Raw genomic sequence first — 12,993 nt, 5'->3', positions numbered from 1 at the left:
TCGACAAACTATTGTTGCACAATCAGGCTCACACCTGGGCTACAAAGGAGCATCGATGCAGCTCGACGACGTTCGCGTGCACGGCGAGTCCGGCCCGCCGGTGCTGCTCCTGCCCGGTGGCGCCGAGTCCTGCGACGGCTTCTTCCCCGGTCTGCGCGAGGGACTGATGGCGACCGCCCAGGTGGTCGAGTACGACCGGCCGGGCACCGGGACGTCCGCCGCGGACGGATCGCTCGCCGGTGCCGCCGCCGCGCTCGGCTCGGTGATCGAGCGGCTCGGCCGCGGGCCGGTCGTCGTGGTGGGGCAGAGCCTCGGCGGCGCGGTGGGTGTGCTGCTCGCCCGCGACCACCCCGAGCAGGTGGCGGGTCGCCCGCAACCACATAGCCGCCCTCCACGAGAACCAAAGCCGCGTCCGACCGATCCGACTGGAGCAGCGCTTTCAAGTCAGCGACGGGAACAGGCATGAACGATCGCTCCTTCGTTGTGAACGTGTCTCGCCCCCTCACCGGGGGACGACTCCTGTTCCAGCGGACCCGTCGGCCGACCGGACACTTCTGCTCATGAGAACCCCGGCCACGACGAGCACCACGCCCACCACCAGGAAGGCGATGTCGTAGATCAGCTCGTCAGCTCCGTGCCTGACGTGGTGCAGGCCCAGGAGGTGGTGGTCCACCACGCCCTCGACGAGGTTGAAGACACCCCACCCGGTGAGCATCCCTCCCGCCAGCACCGCGGTGCGCAGAGGCGGCCGCCGGTTGAGCATCGCGATGCCGGCCAGCACGAGCAGCAGGCAGAACAGGTGGAACAGCCCGTCACCGACCATCATGAGGTGCACGTCGTCGAGCGGATACCACCCGGACAGCATGTGGTGCCAGCCGAGCAACTGGTGGATCACGATGCCGTCGACGAACCCCCCGACGCCCAGCCCCAGCACGAGAGCCGCACGATCGACCCGCCTCATCCCGTCACCGTCCGCACCAGCAGGAACAGGTTCAGCGCCGAGATCACGAAAGCCGCCGCCGCGCCGATCGCCGTGACGCCCCTGCGGTTGACCGCCGCGCCCATCACGTCGGCGCGCCTGGCCAGCAGGACCAGGGGGACCAACGCGAACGGGATGCCGAACGAGAGCACGACCTGGCTCAACACCAGCGCTTTCGTGGGATCGACACCGAACGACAACACCGCGAGTGCCGGCGCCATGGTCACCGCCCGGCGCAGCCACAGCGGAACACGCCTGCGCAGGTACCCCTCCATGATCACCTGTCCGGAGTAGGTGCCCACGCTCGACGCGGCGAGCCCGGAGGCGAGCAGTGCCAGGGCGAACGCCAGTGCCGCACCAGGACCGAGCAGCTGGCCCAGACCCGAGTGCATGTCCTCCAGGGACTCCCGCGGCGCACCGGTCTGGTGGAACGCTCCGGCCGCCACCACGAGCATGCTCACGTTCACCATTCCGGCGATGCCCAGTGCCACGACTATGTCCGTGCGGCTGGCGGTCAACGCCCTGCGCTGCCCGTCAGGACTCGGGCTGTGGTGGCGTTGGGTCAACGCGGAGTGCAGGTAGATCACGTGCGGCATCACCGTCGCGCCGAGCATGCCGGTCGCGAGCAGGACGCTGTCGACGCCGGCGAACCCCGGCACCAGCCCGGCCGCCGCGCCGGTCAGCGGGCCGAGGTGCAAGGTCTGGTAGAGAAATCCTCCGAGCACGATCGCGAGCAGTCCGATGATCACGGACTCGAACCGGCGCCTGCGCAGTGGCGCGAGAGCGAGGATGCCGAAGGACACCACCGCGGTGATCAGCGCCGCCGGCAGCAGCGGCACGCCGAACAACAGGTTCAGCGCCACCGCCGCACCGACGAACTCCGCCAGGTCGGTGGCCATCGCCACCAGCTCCGCCTGCACCCACAACAACCGGGTCACCGGACGCGGGTAGTGCTCGCGGCAGAGCTCAGGCAGGTTCCGGCCGGTCACGATGCCGAGCTTCGCCGACTGGTACTGGACGAACATCGCCAGCAGACTCGCGCTGACGATCACCCACAACAACAGGTATCCGTGTGTCGCGCCGCCCGCCATGTTGGTCGCGAAGTTGCCGGGGTCGACGTACGCGACCGCGACGACGAACGCGGGCCCCATGACTACCGCGGCAGACCGGAAACGTGCTGGCATCGTGATGCCGACCATCTTCAAGACCCTCCTCAGGTGAGCTTGCGGATGGCCTTCTCGATCAGCCCCAGGTTCGCCGGACTGGTCGCGTACAACAGCGGATCCGGCTTCGGTGCGGACGCGTGGCCGCCCAGCGGCTCCGGATCCATCACGTAGGAGAACTCGTGCACACCGTCCGGCGCCGTACCGGACGCCCAGCCGCCTTCGGCTCCCAGCGCCCCGTCGGAGTTGTGCCAGATCGTGCCGGCGTGCTCGGCGTTCTCCTCGTCGAACAGCGCGCTCGGCGCGATCGGGCCTTCGAGGCCGTCCTCCTGCAGTTCCTCGATCGCGGCGAGCCACATGTTCTGGTGGGCCGTGTCGCGCGCGAGGTTGAACCGCAGCATGTCGCGGACGCCCTGGTCGTCGGTCATGTTGTACAGCCGCGCGGTCTGCAGCCTGCCCTGCGCCTCGGCCGCCACGTTCGCACGGAAGTCGGCCATCAGGTTGCCGCTCGCGATGATGTAGCGGCCGTTCCACGGCACGCCGTTGCTGTCCGACAGGGTCGGGCCGCCACCGCTGACGATCGCCTGCTGCGGGTCCATGCCCCCGAGCACCGCCGCGACGACGGGGTCCTTCGCCGCCACCTCGTCGGTCGCCTCCGAAGGGGCGTTCTCGAGCAACCGGGCCACCATCGTCGCGAGCATCTCGACGTGCCCGATCTCCTCGGTGGCCACGTCCATGATCAGATCCTTGTACTTGCCCTCCATCCGGCAGTTCCAGCCCTGGAACAGGTACTGCATCGTCACGGTCATCTCGCCGAACGCGCCGCCGATCAGCTCCTGGAGCTTGCGGGCGTAGTGCGCGTCCGGCCGATCCGGCTTCGCCTCGAACTGCAACCTGCTGGTGTGCAGAAACATCGTGCCTCCATGGGGTGTGACTCCACGGCGAAGCTAGGCGGCGACCGTGACCGGCGCGGTTCCGCTTCGCCACCAGCGGGACACGACCGCGTCACCGCGGCTGGTCAGGCTGGAGCAATTCGACGCCGCGGGGGTGTGAGCCCGCCGCGATCGGGCACCCGGCGACTCCTGACACGGGAGAGGAGCGAACCGCGACATGACCGGACTGACCTTCACGCCGGATCCCCGGCCGCACATCCAGTTGCTCGGTGGATTCCGGCTGGGATTCGGGCCGACCCCGGTCCACGTCGTGCCCGGCGCGCAGAGGCTGCTGGCGCTCCTCGCTCTGCGTGAAAGCCCCGTTCCCCGTGGCGTGGCCGCGGCACTGCTCTGGCCGGAGGCCACCGCACGTCGTGCGGCCGCGTGCCTTCGGTCGTCGTTGTGGCGGTTGGGCAAACCGGCTCCGCTGGTCGTGGCCGCGGACGACGTGCTGACGCTGGGGGTGGAGGTCGACGTCGACTTCCACCGGGCCTGCGCACTGACGGCGGATCCAGGCGCGAGCCCGGACGCGGTGACCGTGCTCAAGGCGGAACTGCTTCCCGGGTGGGCACAGCCGTGGGTGCTGGCCGAACAGGACTGGTGGCACCAGGCCAGGCTGCGGGCGTTGGAAGCGCTCAGCGAGAACTTCCTGGCCACCGGCGACCGCCACCACGCACACGAAGCCGCGCTCGCCGCCGTTCAAACCGACCCGTTGCGCGAGAGCGCGCACCGAACCCTCGTCGAACTCCACCTCGCCGACGGCAACCCCGCGCAGGCGGTGCGCCAGTTCCAGAGGTACCGGAGGCTGCTGCGAACCGAGCTCGGCCTCGAACCGTCCCCGCACATCCACGACCTGATCCGCCCGCTGCTGCGGAGTGCCCGGTAGCAGCCAGTTCGCCCACCGGTATCGGAATCGAGCGTCGGACGGCCTCTGCCGGGGATCGTGAACACCTCCACCACCAGCCACGTGCTGCGCGAGCACCAGCCCGCTGCGCCGGCCTCATCACGTGGAGGGCAGCACCACGCTGACCGGATCCCGGTCAGGACGCATCCCGCGCCACGCCGGGTGCCGCAACCGCCCGTCCGACGTCCACTGGCGGAACTCCACCTCGCCCACCAGCCTCGGTTCGACCCACCGCGCGTCGCGGGCGTGCTCGCGCGGCACCTCGACGCCGAACGGGCTGGTGGCCCGTTCCAGCCTCGTCAGCTGTCCCTGCAACTCGGCGAGGACCACCTGGCTGAAGCCGGTTCCGACGTGGCCGACGTACACGAGACGGCCTTGCTCGTCATGAGCTCCGAGCAGCAAGGAGCCGATCTTGCCCGCGCGGTTGCCCTGGCCCGCGCGCCATCCGCCGATGACGACCTCCTGGGTGTACCGGAACGGTGTTTTCACCCAGGCGGGTGACCGTCGGCCGGGCTCGTAGCGGGACTTGATCCGCTTCGAGACGATGCCCTCGAACCCGTACTGGCTCGCGACGCGCAGCACGTCCTCGGGCTCGGTGTCCGGGAAGCTCGGCGGCACCTGCACCGCGTGCTCGCCGGGCAGACCCAGGTCGACCAGCATCGCCCGGCGCACGTCGTACGGCTTCGACACCAGCGACCGCCCGTCCAGGTGCAGCAGGTCGAACACGAAGTACGCGATGCGGGGCCGGCTCGGCCGCAGCTCGCGCACACCCGGCGCGGCCTTGTCGCGCTGCTGCAACAACCCGAAGTTCGGGCGGCCGTGCTCGTCGAGCGCCACGATCTCGCCGTCGAGCACGGCGGTCCGGTTGCGCAGCAGGTCGGGCAGGATGTTCAGCTCGGGGAAGCGGGGCATGAAGTCGAGGTCGTTGCGGCTGATCAACCGCACATCGCATCCCTGGCAGTGGGCGACGCCCCGGTAACCGTCCCATTTGAACTCCACGGCCCAGCCGTCGTCCCGCGGGGCGGTGCCCGGCGTGGCGAGCATGGGCCGGACGAGGTCCAGCGGCCGGTTCGCCGGCGCTGCGCTTCCCATCTCGCCACCTCCTCCGCTTCCTCCTCGCGTAGTCATGGTCGGCGAGAATTCACGAGGTCGCGACACGAGGAGGCGGCCGACCACCGCGGTACGACCTCCGCGAAGCACCGTGCGTGGCCGCGGAAGCCCGTCGGCCGGGTGACGAGGAGCGACGCCGTGGACCACGTGACGATCAGCCGCGACCGATCTCCGGCGCACTGGTCCTGGGCCGGCCACGGGCGTGCTCCCGGTCCACACCGCGATGCGCATCAGCGGCGCCGTGGAGCGGGGGCAGGTCCGGTTCGGCGGGATCTGCGTCCGTGACGTCCAGTCAGCTCCGCAGCGTGTGGCTGGGCGGGACGCCGTACGCCTTCCGGTACGCGACCGCGAAGTTGCCGGGTTTCGCGAAACCCCAGCGGGCGGCGATCTCCGCGACCGTGGCGCCGGTGGTGGGGTCTGCGGCGAGCAGGTCCTCGTGCGCCCGCCGCAGCCGGATCCGACGCAGGTACCCGGTCGGGGTGATGTCGAAATGACGGCCGAAGGCGTGCTGGACGGCGCGTCCGCTGGTGCCGGCCGCGGCGGCGATCTCGGTGAGGGTGACGGGTTCGTGGGCGTGGGCCTCGATGAAGGCGACCGCGCGACGCAGTGACGCGGGCGCTGTCCACCCCGGGCCTCGCAGGTGCTCGGCGGTCATGGTCGGGTTGGGGAACACCATCAGGGCGGCGGTCGCCGCGGTCTGCAGCAGGTGCTCGTTGATCAGCGGGTTCGCGGCCGAGGGGTCGTCGGCGGCGAAGTCGTCGTGGATCAGGGTGGTGATCCTCGTCCAGTAGGCGGCCATCGCGGACGAGACAGGTCGCATCGACGTGAACCGCAGTCCGCGTGCCGGCAGGCCGGTGCGGTGTCCGGCTGCGACGGAGACCGCGTCCCACGGCAGGACGAGCAGCCTGACGTCGAACGCGGCGGTGTCCACGTGCTGAGCGGCGTCACGCCGGTAAAGGGCGTGGTCGCCCAGACCGAACACCTGTTCCGAGCCGCCGTCGCCGACGCGGGCGGCACCGATCCGGAAGCAGAAGAAGACCAGCTGCTCGAACGGGTCGAAGGTGGTCCGGAACGGGAAGGTGTTGCGGACGTGGTCACACCGCACGCGCCCGGCCACCGCCGAGCTGAACGAGTACTCCGTGGCACCGGCGGGCGAGCGGACACCGGTGACGGCGTTGCTGTACATCGTCCGCAGGATGTCGGCGGCCTCGTCCTCGTCACGAGCCACCCGCCGCAGACGCTCGACGGGAATCGTCGCCGGCTCGACCACGGTCCCTCCCGTTCGAGGGTGCCGGCCCACGAGGCACCACCCGCCAAACAAACAAAGTACCCCTCGAACCCGGCTCGGCAAGGCCCGTACCGCGCGTGCACTGCTGCCGCGCGGGCCGGTCGGGAGCGTCGCACCCGATCGCGGATCTCCGTGGAGCGGTGGACGCTGCCCGTCGGGTCCGAGGTCCGGATCGGCGCGTCGGCGGCCAGCACGCACCAGGCGGACGTCGAGGTAAGGCTCTTGGTCACCGGAACGCGCTCGGCCACCCCGATGACGGGAAGACCTCGAACACAGAGCTGAGCAGATGAGCAGGACCCGCGGCGGAGCGAGCGGGCCGCAGCGTCACCACCGCGCCCCGCCCGCTCCGCCGTCCCGATCAGCCGATGCTGTTGACGACCGCGGTCGTGATCGCCACCGACTTCAACACGGTGCCCTCGGGAATCCAGCTGTAGCCGTTCTCCGGGCCCGCGATCGTGCGGTCCCCGATGAAGTCGCCCGTCTCCGGCGAAATGACCAGCTCGAGGCGTTCACGCGGGTCCATCAGCGTGATCCCGACACCGGTGCGGCCGTCCACCGTCACCTTCTCGGGGGTCAGCACGACGCCGTCGATCTTCGCGATCGCGCGGTACCACCCGGCCCTCAGATCGGCGGGCATGTGACCGGCCCGGAGGATCTCGGTGGCCAGGGCGAACATCGACACCGGCGCCGACCCGCGCTGACCGGTGCTGGAGCGCAGCCAGTCGTAGAGGGCCGCCGGGTCGCGGGGCAACGAGGCGTAGAACGCCGGGGAGTCCCAGTCGGTCGTGCTTCCGCACACCTTCTTCGGCCTGGCGTTGGGGAAGAAGTCGCCGCACGCGCCCCTGCGCTCGCCGGTGTCGGTGTCATCGAGCTTGAACGGCACCTCGGACTGCGGGACGTTGCCGCCCAGCCACTTCACCTCTCCGTCCTTCGTGCGGCGGTTCAGCCACTCCCCGGTGACGTCGGCCGGGATCCAGGTCTTCGACGTCAGTTCGACGGCCCAGGTGCCGCCCTTGTCCGGCGACGGACCGACGATCATGCCGCGGGCGTACGTGCCGTGCTCCGTGATCAGGCGGTACTGGCCGGGTGCCAGCGGCTGGTCCACCGTCTTGATCTTGTCTGCGGCGTCGTCGAGCGCGCCGGCGGCGGACACCAGCCGAACCTCCGGCCGCACAGCTGATTCCGCCGCGACGGGAGGCGCCTGCGAGGGCGCGTCGTTGGCCTTCACCACGAGGACGCCGGTGGCGACGAGTGCTGCCGCGGCAGCGGCCACCGCGACCGGTGCGACACGCCTGCGGCGCAGCGGGACGACGTTCGCGGAGGCGGCTTCGAGCACCCTGGCGCGCACGTCACCGAGCGGCCTGGTGCTCGTCCTGTCCTCGTGGTGCAGGAGGTCCAGCATCTCGTCCAGATTGGTCATCACCGTTCTCCGATCATCGTCTGCAACTTCTCCCGCACGCGGTGCAGCCGCGAGCGGACGGTGCTGGCGGGCAGGTTCAGCGCGGTCGCGACCTCGGACGGGTCCAGCCCCGCCCACGACGTCAGCAACAGCAGATCCCGCTCCTGCCCTGACAACCGCGGCAGCGCCCTGGCGAGTTGCCGCTGGGCGTCCACCTGGGCGGCCACGCGCGCGTCATGGCTCTGCACCGCCTCGGCGCTCAGCCGCTCGGTGGCGCGGTACTTGCGCAGCTCGGTGCGCATGTGGTTGCGCAGCAGGTTCGTGGCGATGCCGTAAAGCCACCCCCTCACCGAGGCGGTGAGGGGGTCGTAGTCCTTCCGCCTGCGCAGGGCGACGAGAAACGTCTCCGCCACGAGGTCGTCCGCGGTGTCGACACCGACCCGGCCGGCCAGGTACCCGCGCAGGGCCGACGCGTGGCTGTCGAAGAGAGCAGCGAACGCGGCGGCGGGGTCCTCTCCGGTGAGGTCCGGTCTCGTGTCGTCGACGACGCGCTCCTTGGGCTTGGTCACATCCACCACTTGTCCGCAGGCCCGCTGGCGTCCCCTCACTGTGGTGGGCGTCACACGGGTCGAGCAGGCTCCACCGATGATGGTCGAGAACTCTCCACGCCGACAGGCGGGCTGCCTGCATGGTCTCGTCCACGGTGAACGGAAAGCATTGGTCTCGTTCGCTGTTTCCGTTGTGAGGGAAGAACATGTCGAGACTGAAGTCCGTTCGCCGTGGAGTGGTCCGGGTGGCCGGTGTCCTGCTGGCGGGTGCGTTCGCCGCCACCGCGACGGCCGGGACCGCGGGTGCCATCGTCAACGGGGAGGACTCCTCCGAGCGCTACCAGTTCATGAGCTCGATCCCGATGAGCGTGCCGAGCGCGGGCAACGCCAAGGGCGTGTGCGGGGCGTCGCTGATCCACCCGCGGTGGGTCGTCACGGCGGCACATTGCGCCGGCCAGGGCGAAGGAGGAGCGGTGATGGACGGGACCGTGCGCATCGGCAGCGACCACCGGACCTCAGGCGGCACCGTCCGGACCGTCGACCTCGTGGTGCGCCACCCCGGCTACGAGGTGATGCCGGGAATGCAGCCCAACCGCAACGACATCGCTTTGGTGCGCCTCGACCGCCCGGTCGCGCAGCAGCCGATCCGGATCGCCGACCGGGCCGGCGCGCCCGGCACCCCGACCCGGCTGCTGGGATTCGGCACCACGGTCGAGGGGTCCGGCCCGGAGGAGTGGAAGTTCGCGGAGCGGCTGCAGCAGCTCGACACCCGCCGCGGCGCCGAGTCCGAGTGCGCGCCCGGCTTCGCGAACCGGACCCGCCTCTGCACGGTGAGCCCGAAGGCCGGCGCCATGGCGTGCTCCGGCGACTCCGGCGGGCCTCAGCTCCAACGCGGCAAGTGGGGACGGTGGGAGCTGATCGGCGTCACCTCCGGCCCCGGTGACGAGGACGTGCCCTGCGCGAACGGACCGGGCCTGTACACCAACGCCACCGCCTACACCGGCTGGATCCGGAAGACCATCAACGCCCACCGCTGATCTCGCACCGCACCTGGCGTCTTCCCGCTGGAGGACGCCAGCAGGTGGACGTGGCCGACGGGGACGGTGCCCACTTTCGGGTGATTGAGGTGTGGCCGGGGAACGTTCGCCTCCTCGCGGGCTACCCCCGGCGTGCTGTCGCACCACACCCGAACAGCCACAAAGGACGGTCGAGAGGCCACCCGGCACCTCGGCTTCTCCGTCACGACCACGTGGGGGCCTCGATGCCGATGGACGACGACCGCTCGCGTGGCCGGGTGGCGACGCGGAAGCGCCGGCCCCTCGCCGTGCCCCTGCTGGTGTCCCTGGTGGTCACGAGCTGCACCGCCGGGCCGTTCGGGCTCTCGACCTTCGGCGCCGCCGACGCGGCGACGGCCGAAGTGGCCGCACCGGCCGAGAAGACCACGGTGCTGGACGCACCGCCCGGCTCGGCGTCGGCGGTCGCGATGAGTTCGGCGCTCTTCCACCGGGCACCGGTCGTGGTGGTGGCAGCGGAGTCGGACCGCGCGGCCTCGGCCGGGGCGGGCGCGCTCGCCGAACGGCTGGGCGTGCCGGCGCTCCAGGTGCCCGCCTCGGCGGAGCCGGTGTCCAAGGACGCCGTGCGCGAGGAGGTGGAACGGCTCTCGCCCCAGGTGGTGGTCACCGTGGGCGCCGAGGCGCGCCGGGAGGTCGAGTCGTGGGCCGGTGGAGCCGAGGTGGTCGGGATCGACGCTCCGCGGGACAGCGGCAAGGCGCCGGAGCCGCCCTCCGGGTTGCCGGCCGTCGAGCGCGCCCAGCCGGTGGACGTGACGGTGCTGGCGGACTCGGGTCGTGACGACGCCGCGGCGGTCGCGACGGCGCGTGCGGCCGGCGCCAGGGTCGTGCGGCTGAAGGGTGCCGATCCGAGGAGCGACCAGGCCGCGATCGACGCGTTGCGCGCGGAGCCGTCCGGCGCGTTGCTGGCGCTGGGCGGGGACTTCGGTCCGCCGGACCGGTTGCGCGGGCGGGTCGACATGGCGGTGCGCGGCGGTCAGCTGCCGGGCGGTGGACAGGTCCTGTTCCCCGGCCGGATGCTCGTCTGCCTCTACGGTCACCCGGACGGGCCCGCGCTCGGCGCACTCGGCGAGCAGGACCTCGACGGCACCATCGTCCGCGCCAAGGAGCTGGCGAAGCAGTACGAGCCGCTGTCCGACGTACCCGTCGTGCCGAGTCTCGAGATCATCGTCACCGTCGCGCACGGCTCCCCCGGCCCGGACGGCGACTACTCGGGCGAGAGCGATGTCGAGTCGTTGCGCCCGTGGGTCGACCGTGCCGGGAAGGAGGGTCTCTACGTGATCCTCGACCTGCAGCCGGGCCGGGCCCGCCTGGTGGACCAGGCGAAGCGGTACGCGTCGCTGCTCGAACAGCCCCACGTGGGCCTGGCCGTCGACCCGGAGTGGAAGCTCGGGCCGGACCAGGTGCCGTTGCAGCAGATCGGCGGTGTCGACGCTGCCGAGGTCAACGAGGTCTCGGCGTGGCTCGCCGACCTGACCGCCGCGAAGTCGCTGCCGCAGAAGCTGCTCGTCGTGCACCAGTTCCAGCTGACGATGATCCGCGACGAGCAGGCCCTCGACACCAGGCGCGACGAGGTGCAGCTGCTGATCCACATGGACGGCCAGGGCACCACGGGCCAGAAGGTGGACACGTGGAACTCCGTCGTGGGAGCGCGGCCGGGTGAGCTGCCGATGGGCTGGAAGAACTTCTACGACGAGGACAAGCCGATGCTCACCCCGGAGCAGACCATGACCTACGAACCGAAGCCGTCGATGATCTCCTACCAGTGACGCCGGTCAGGTCTGGCAGACGCAGCGGTAGAACCGGGCGGCACCGAGCTTGTCGATCACGTCGTGCGCCGGGACCTCCTCGGATCCGAAGAGGACGGTGCGCTCGAAGCGGTCGCCGCCGCACCCGGACCTCGGTGTCCACACCAGCAGCTCGATCTCGTGGTCCGGGTGCTCGGCCTGCAGGCGCGCGAGAACGGCATCACCCGCGTCGGCGGTGCGCACGCCGCCCTCGGGCGACTCGGCCGCGACCACGGCCACCAGGTGGGCGATGCCGAACTGCCAGAGGTGCAGGGTGCGCGCGCCGTCCTCCGGGTCGTCGGTGAACGTCCACCGCGGGTCGTTGCGGAGCAGCTTCGCCTCCGAACTCCCCGGCAGCACGCGGGATCCGCTCAGGCCGCGGGCGCAGCGCAGGCGGGCGAGCTGGTGCAGGAGCGCCTGGCGGACGGGCTCCACCTCGGCGACGAGCCCGGCGAGCTCGTCCAGTCCCGGGGCCTCCGGGTGCTTGAGGCGCCACCTCGCCAGTTGCCGCGCCATCGTCGCGTGCCCGACGCCGACGTCGTGGTACTCCTCCTCGAGCTGGTCGCACCACGAGCTGTCGGCGTCTTCCACCGCCATGCCGGACAACTCGCGCGCGAGCGCACGCGCTTCGGTCAACTCGGCGCGCAGGCCCGCCAGCGCGACGGGCACCATCTCGATGCCCAGGTCCGAGGGCTCGGCCGGATGCAGGTCTCCCACCCCCGCAACGATACGAACGGAAAGGCCACAGTGGATGATCAACACACGTTCGGCGCCGCAGATTCGCCAATCCGTGCGACCCGGGCCCTGGACGCGGATCGCCGCTGCCGCAACACGAAGAGGCGATCAAGGCCGCCACGGGCACGCTGGGTGACGAAATCCCCGTGCCGGATTCATTCGATGTGGGCGCCTGAGCGCGGACTCGCGGGGTAACCGCCCGCAGCCGCATCGACTGAGGGAGCCCGTCCTTGGACCGCAAGAAGATCGTGCCCTGCGCCGGGAAGCTGGCCGGGCTGTGCCTGCTCGCCGGCGTGCTGCTCGCAGGACTCCTCTTTCCGGTCACCGCGGGGATGGGGGTGCTGTCCAACGAACTCAGCGACCAGGTGGACTCCACCCTCGCGCAGATGTTGAACACCGACCCGCCGTTGATGACGACGGTGACGGACAGGGACGGCGCGCCGATCGCGTACCTGTACGACCAGTACCGGGTCCGGACACCGCCGGACAGGATCTCGCCGCACATGAAGGACGCGTTGCTCGCGATCGAGGACCGCCGCTTCTACGACCACCACGGCGTCGACTGGCTCGCGACCGCACGGGCGGCGGCCCGCAACAACGCCAGTGGCGCTGTGGAGCAGGGCGCGTCGACGCTGACGCAGCAGTACGTGAAGAACTACCTGGTGCACGTGCTCGCCCGCGACGACACGAGCGCCCAGCGCCTGGCCCAGGAGCAGAGCGTCACCCGCAAGCTGCGCGAAGCCCGCATCGCCGTGGGCGTGGAAACGGCGCTGGGCAAGGACGAGATCCTCGCGCGCTACCTCGACCTCGTGCCGTTCGGCTCGACGATCTTCGGGATCGCCGCCGCGGCGCAGGCCTACTTCGGCACGACCCCGGCCGAGCTCACCGTGCCCCAGGCCGCGATGCTCGCGGGCATGGTCAACAGCCCGAGCGCGCTCGACCCGGAAACGCGGCCGGACAAGGCCTTCGAGCGCCGCAACCTCGTCATCGACGCGATGGCGGCCCACGGGAGGCTCTCGGCCAAGGGACGCGGCACGCCACAAGTTCGCTCCTCTCGGTCTGAGCAAACCCGTCCGTC

At 70.8% G+C, this 12,993-nt stretch carries 13 protein-coding genes and 1 pseudogene; 5 read left to right on the top strand and 9 right to left on the bottom strand.

The window, feature by feature from the left end; genetic code table 11:
• Window positions 1-55 precede the first annotated feature (55 nt).
• Complete coding sequence (locus BMY74_RS38100; protein WP_089925169.1) at window positions 56-466, top strand: alpha/beta fold hydrolase; 411 nt, start codon at window positions 56-58, stop codon at window positions 464-466.
• 36 nt (window positions 467-502) lie between these two features.
• Here BMY74_RS38100 and BMY74_RS38095 read toward each other — a convergent pair whose 3' ends face one another.
• The 3 genes from BMY74_RS38095 to BMY74_RS38085 are packed head-to-tail and all read right to left on the bottom strand — an operon-like array spanning window position 503 to window position 3,056.
• Window positions 503-961 carry a DUF2243 domain-containing protein gene (locus tag BMY74_RS38095; RefSeq protein WP_089925167.1) on the bottom strand — a complete coding sequence of 153 codons (459 nt, stop codon included), beginning with the start codon at window positions 959-961 and terminating at the stop codon, window positions 503-505.
• Complete coding sequence (locus BMY74_RS38090) at window positions 958-2,163, bottom strand: Nramp family divalent metal transporter (RefSeq protein WP_281245039.1); 1,206 nt, start codon at window positions 2,161-2,163, stop codon at window positions 958-960. The genes BMY74_RS38095 and BMY74_RS38090 overlap by 4 nt, the downstream gene beginning before the upstream one ends.
• A 29-nt stretch (window positions 2,164-2,192) precedes the next feature.
• Window positions 2,193-3,056, bottom strand: coding sequence for a manganese catalase (locus BMY74_RS38085; RefSeq protein WP_089925164.1), 864 nt, complete (start codon window positions 3,054-3,056; stop codon window positions 2,193-2,195).
• Window positions 3,057-3,252: 196 nt separating this feature from the next.
• On the opposite strand from BMY74_RS38085, the gene BMY74_RS38080 reads away from it, so the two are divergent.
• Window positions 3,253-3,960, top strand: coding sequence for an AfsR/SARP family transcriptional regulator (locus BMY74_RS38080; RefSeq protein ID WP_089925161.1), 708 nt, complete (start codon window positions 3,253-3,255; stop codon window positions 3,958-3,960).
• A gap of 117 nt (window positions 3,961-4,077) precedes the next feature.
• Here the strand turns inward: BMY74_RS38080 and ligD are convergent, their stop codons facing one another.
• From ligD to BMY74_RS38060, 4 genes are all read right to left on the bottom strand, one after another.
• A complete protein-coding gene (gene ligD / locus BMY74_RS38075; RefSeq protein ID WP_245786600.1) occupies window positions 4,078-5,070 on the bottom strand; it encodes a non-homologous end-joining DNA ligase in 993 nt (330 codons plus the stop codon).
• Between the two features lie 310 nt (window positions 5,071-5,380).
• A complete protein-coding gene (locus BMY74_RS38070) occupies window positions 5,381-6,358 on the bottom strand; it encodes a helix-turn-helix transcriptional regulator (protein WP_245786599.1) in 978 nt (325 codons plus the stop codon).
• Between the two features lie 376 nt (window positions 6,359-6,734).
• Window positions 6,735-7,796, bottom strand: a complete 1,062-nt coding sequence (locus BMY74_RS38065; protein ID WP_089925159.1) for a CU044_5270 family protein — start codon at window positions 7,794-7,796, stop codon at window positions 6,735-6,737.
• Entirely contained in the window at window positions 7,796-8,350 is a 555-nt protein-coding gene (locus BMY74_RS38060) for an RNA polymerase sigma factor (protein WP_089925344.1), read from the bottom strand. The genes BMY74_RS38065 and BMY74_RS38060 overlap by 1 nt, the downstream gene beginning before the upstream one ends.
• A gap of 179 nt (window positions 8,351-8,529) precedes the next feature.
• Between BMY74_RS38060 and BMY74_RS38055 the strand changes: the two genes are divergently transcribed.
• Window positions 8,530-9,360, top strand: coding sequence for a S1 family peptidase (locus BMY74_RS38055; protein WP_089925157.1), 831 nt, complete (start codon window positions 8,530-8,532; stop codon window positions 9,358-9,360).
• 224 nt (window positions 9,361-9,584) lie between these two features.
• Complete coding sequence (locus tag BMY74_RS38050) at window positions 9,585-11,162, top strand: hypothetical protein (RefSeq protein WP_218159887.1); 1,578 nt, start codon at window positions 9,585-9,587, stop codon at window positions 11,160-11,162.
• A gap of 6 nt (window positions 11,163-11,168) precedes the next feature.
• On the opposite strand, the gene BMY74_RS38045 is transcribed toward BMY74_RS38050, so the two are convergent.
• Window positions 11,169-11,897 carry a hypothetical protein gene (locus BMY74_RS38045; RefSeq protein WP_089925154.1) on the bottom strand — a complete coding sequence of 243 codons (729 nt, stop codon included), beginning with the start codon at window positions 11,895-11,897 and terminating at the stop codon, window positions 11,169-11,171.
• Between the two features lie 350 nt (window positions 11,898-12,247).
• Here BMY74_RS38045 and BMY74_RS46865 point away from each other — a divergent pair.
• A pseudogene (locus tag BMY74_RS46865) lies at window positions 12,248-12,853 on the top strand (transglycosylase domain-containing protein); the annotation flags it as partial.
• Here the strand turns inward: BMY74_RS46865 and BMY74_RS46860 are convergent.
• A complete protein-coding gene (locus tag BMY74_RS46860) occupies window positions 12,772-12,951 on the bottom strand; it encodes a hypothetical protein (RefSeq protein WP_342718395.1) in 180 nt (59 codons plus the stop codon). The pseudogene BMY74_RS46865 and the gene BMY74_RS46860 sit on opposite strands and share 82 nt — an antisense overlap.
• Window positions 12,952-12,993 lie beyond the last annotated feature (42 nt).

This window comes from Lentzea albida, assembly GCF_900111005.1.
Classification (GTDB): Bacteria; Actinomycetota; Actinomycetes; order Mycobacteriales; family Pseudonocardiaceae; genus Lentzea; species Lentzea albida.
This window is presented reverse-complemented; position numbering and strand designations above follow the sequence as displayed.

Excerpts from the sequence above, each read along its gene's own strand:
- BMY74_RS38100 (WP_089925169.1), top strand. The coding sequence starts at position 56 with ATGCAGCTCGACGACGTTCGCGTGCACGGCGAGTCCGGCCCGCCGGTG.
- BMY74_RS38095 (WP_089925167.1), bottom strand. The coding sequence starts at position 961 with ATGAGGCGGGTCGATCGTGCGGCTCTCGTGCTGGGGCTGGGCGTCGGG.
- BMY74_RS38090 (WP_281245039.1), bottom strand. The coding sequence starts at position 2,163 with ATGCCAGCACGTTTCCGGTCTGCCGCGGTAGTCATGGGGCCCGCGTTC.
- BMY74_RS38085 (WP_089925164.1), bottom strand. The coding sequence starts at position 3,056 with ATGTTTCTGCACACCAGCAGGTTGCAGTTCGAGGCGAAGCCGGATCGG.
- BMY74_RS38080 (WP_089925161.1), top strand. The coding sequence starts at position 3,253 with ATGACCGGACTGACCTTCACGCCGGATCCCCGGCCGCACATCCAGTTG.
- ligD (WP_245786600.1), bottom strand. The coding sequence starts at position 5,070 with ATGGGAAGCGCAGCGCCGGCGAACCGGCCGCTGGACCTCGTCCGGCCC.
- BMY74_RS38065 (WP_089925159.1), bottom strand. The coding sequence starts at position 7,796 with ATGACCAATCTGGACGAGATGCTGGACCTCCTGCACCACGAGGACAGG.
- BMY74_RS38055 (WP_089925157.1), top strand. The coding sequence starts at position 8,530 with ATGTCGAGACTGAAGTCCGTTCGCCGTGGAGTGGTCCGGGTGGCCGGT.
- BMY74_RS38050 (WP_218159887.1), top strand. The coding sequence starts at position 9,585 with ATGCCGATGGACGACGACCGCTCGCGTGGCCGGGTGGCGACGCGGAAG.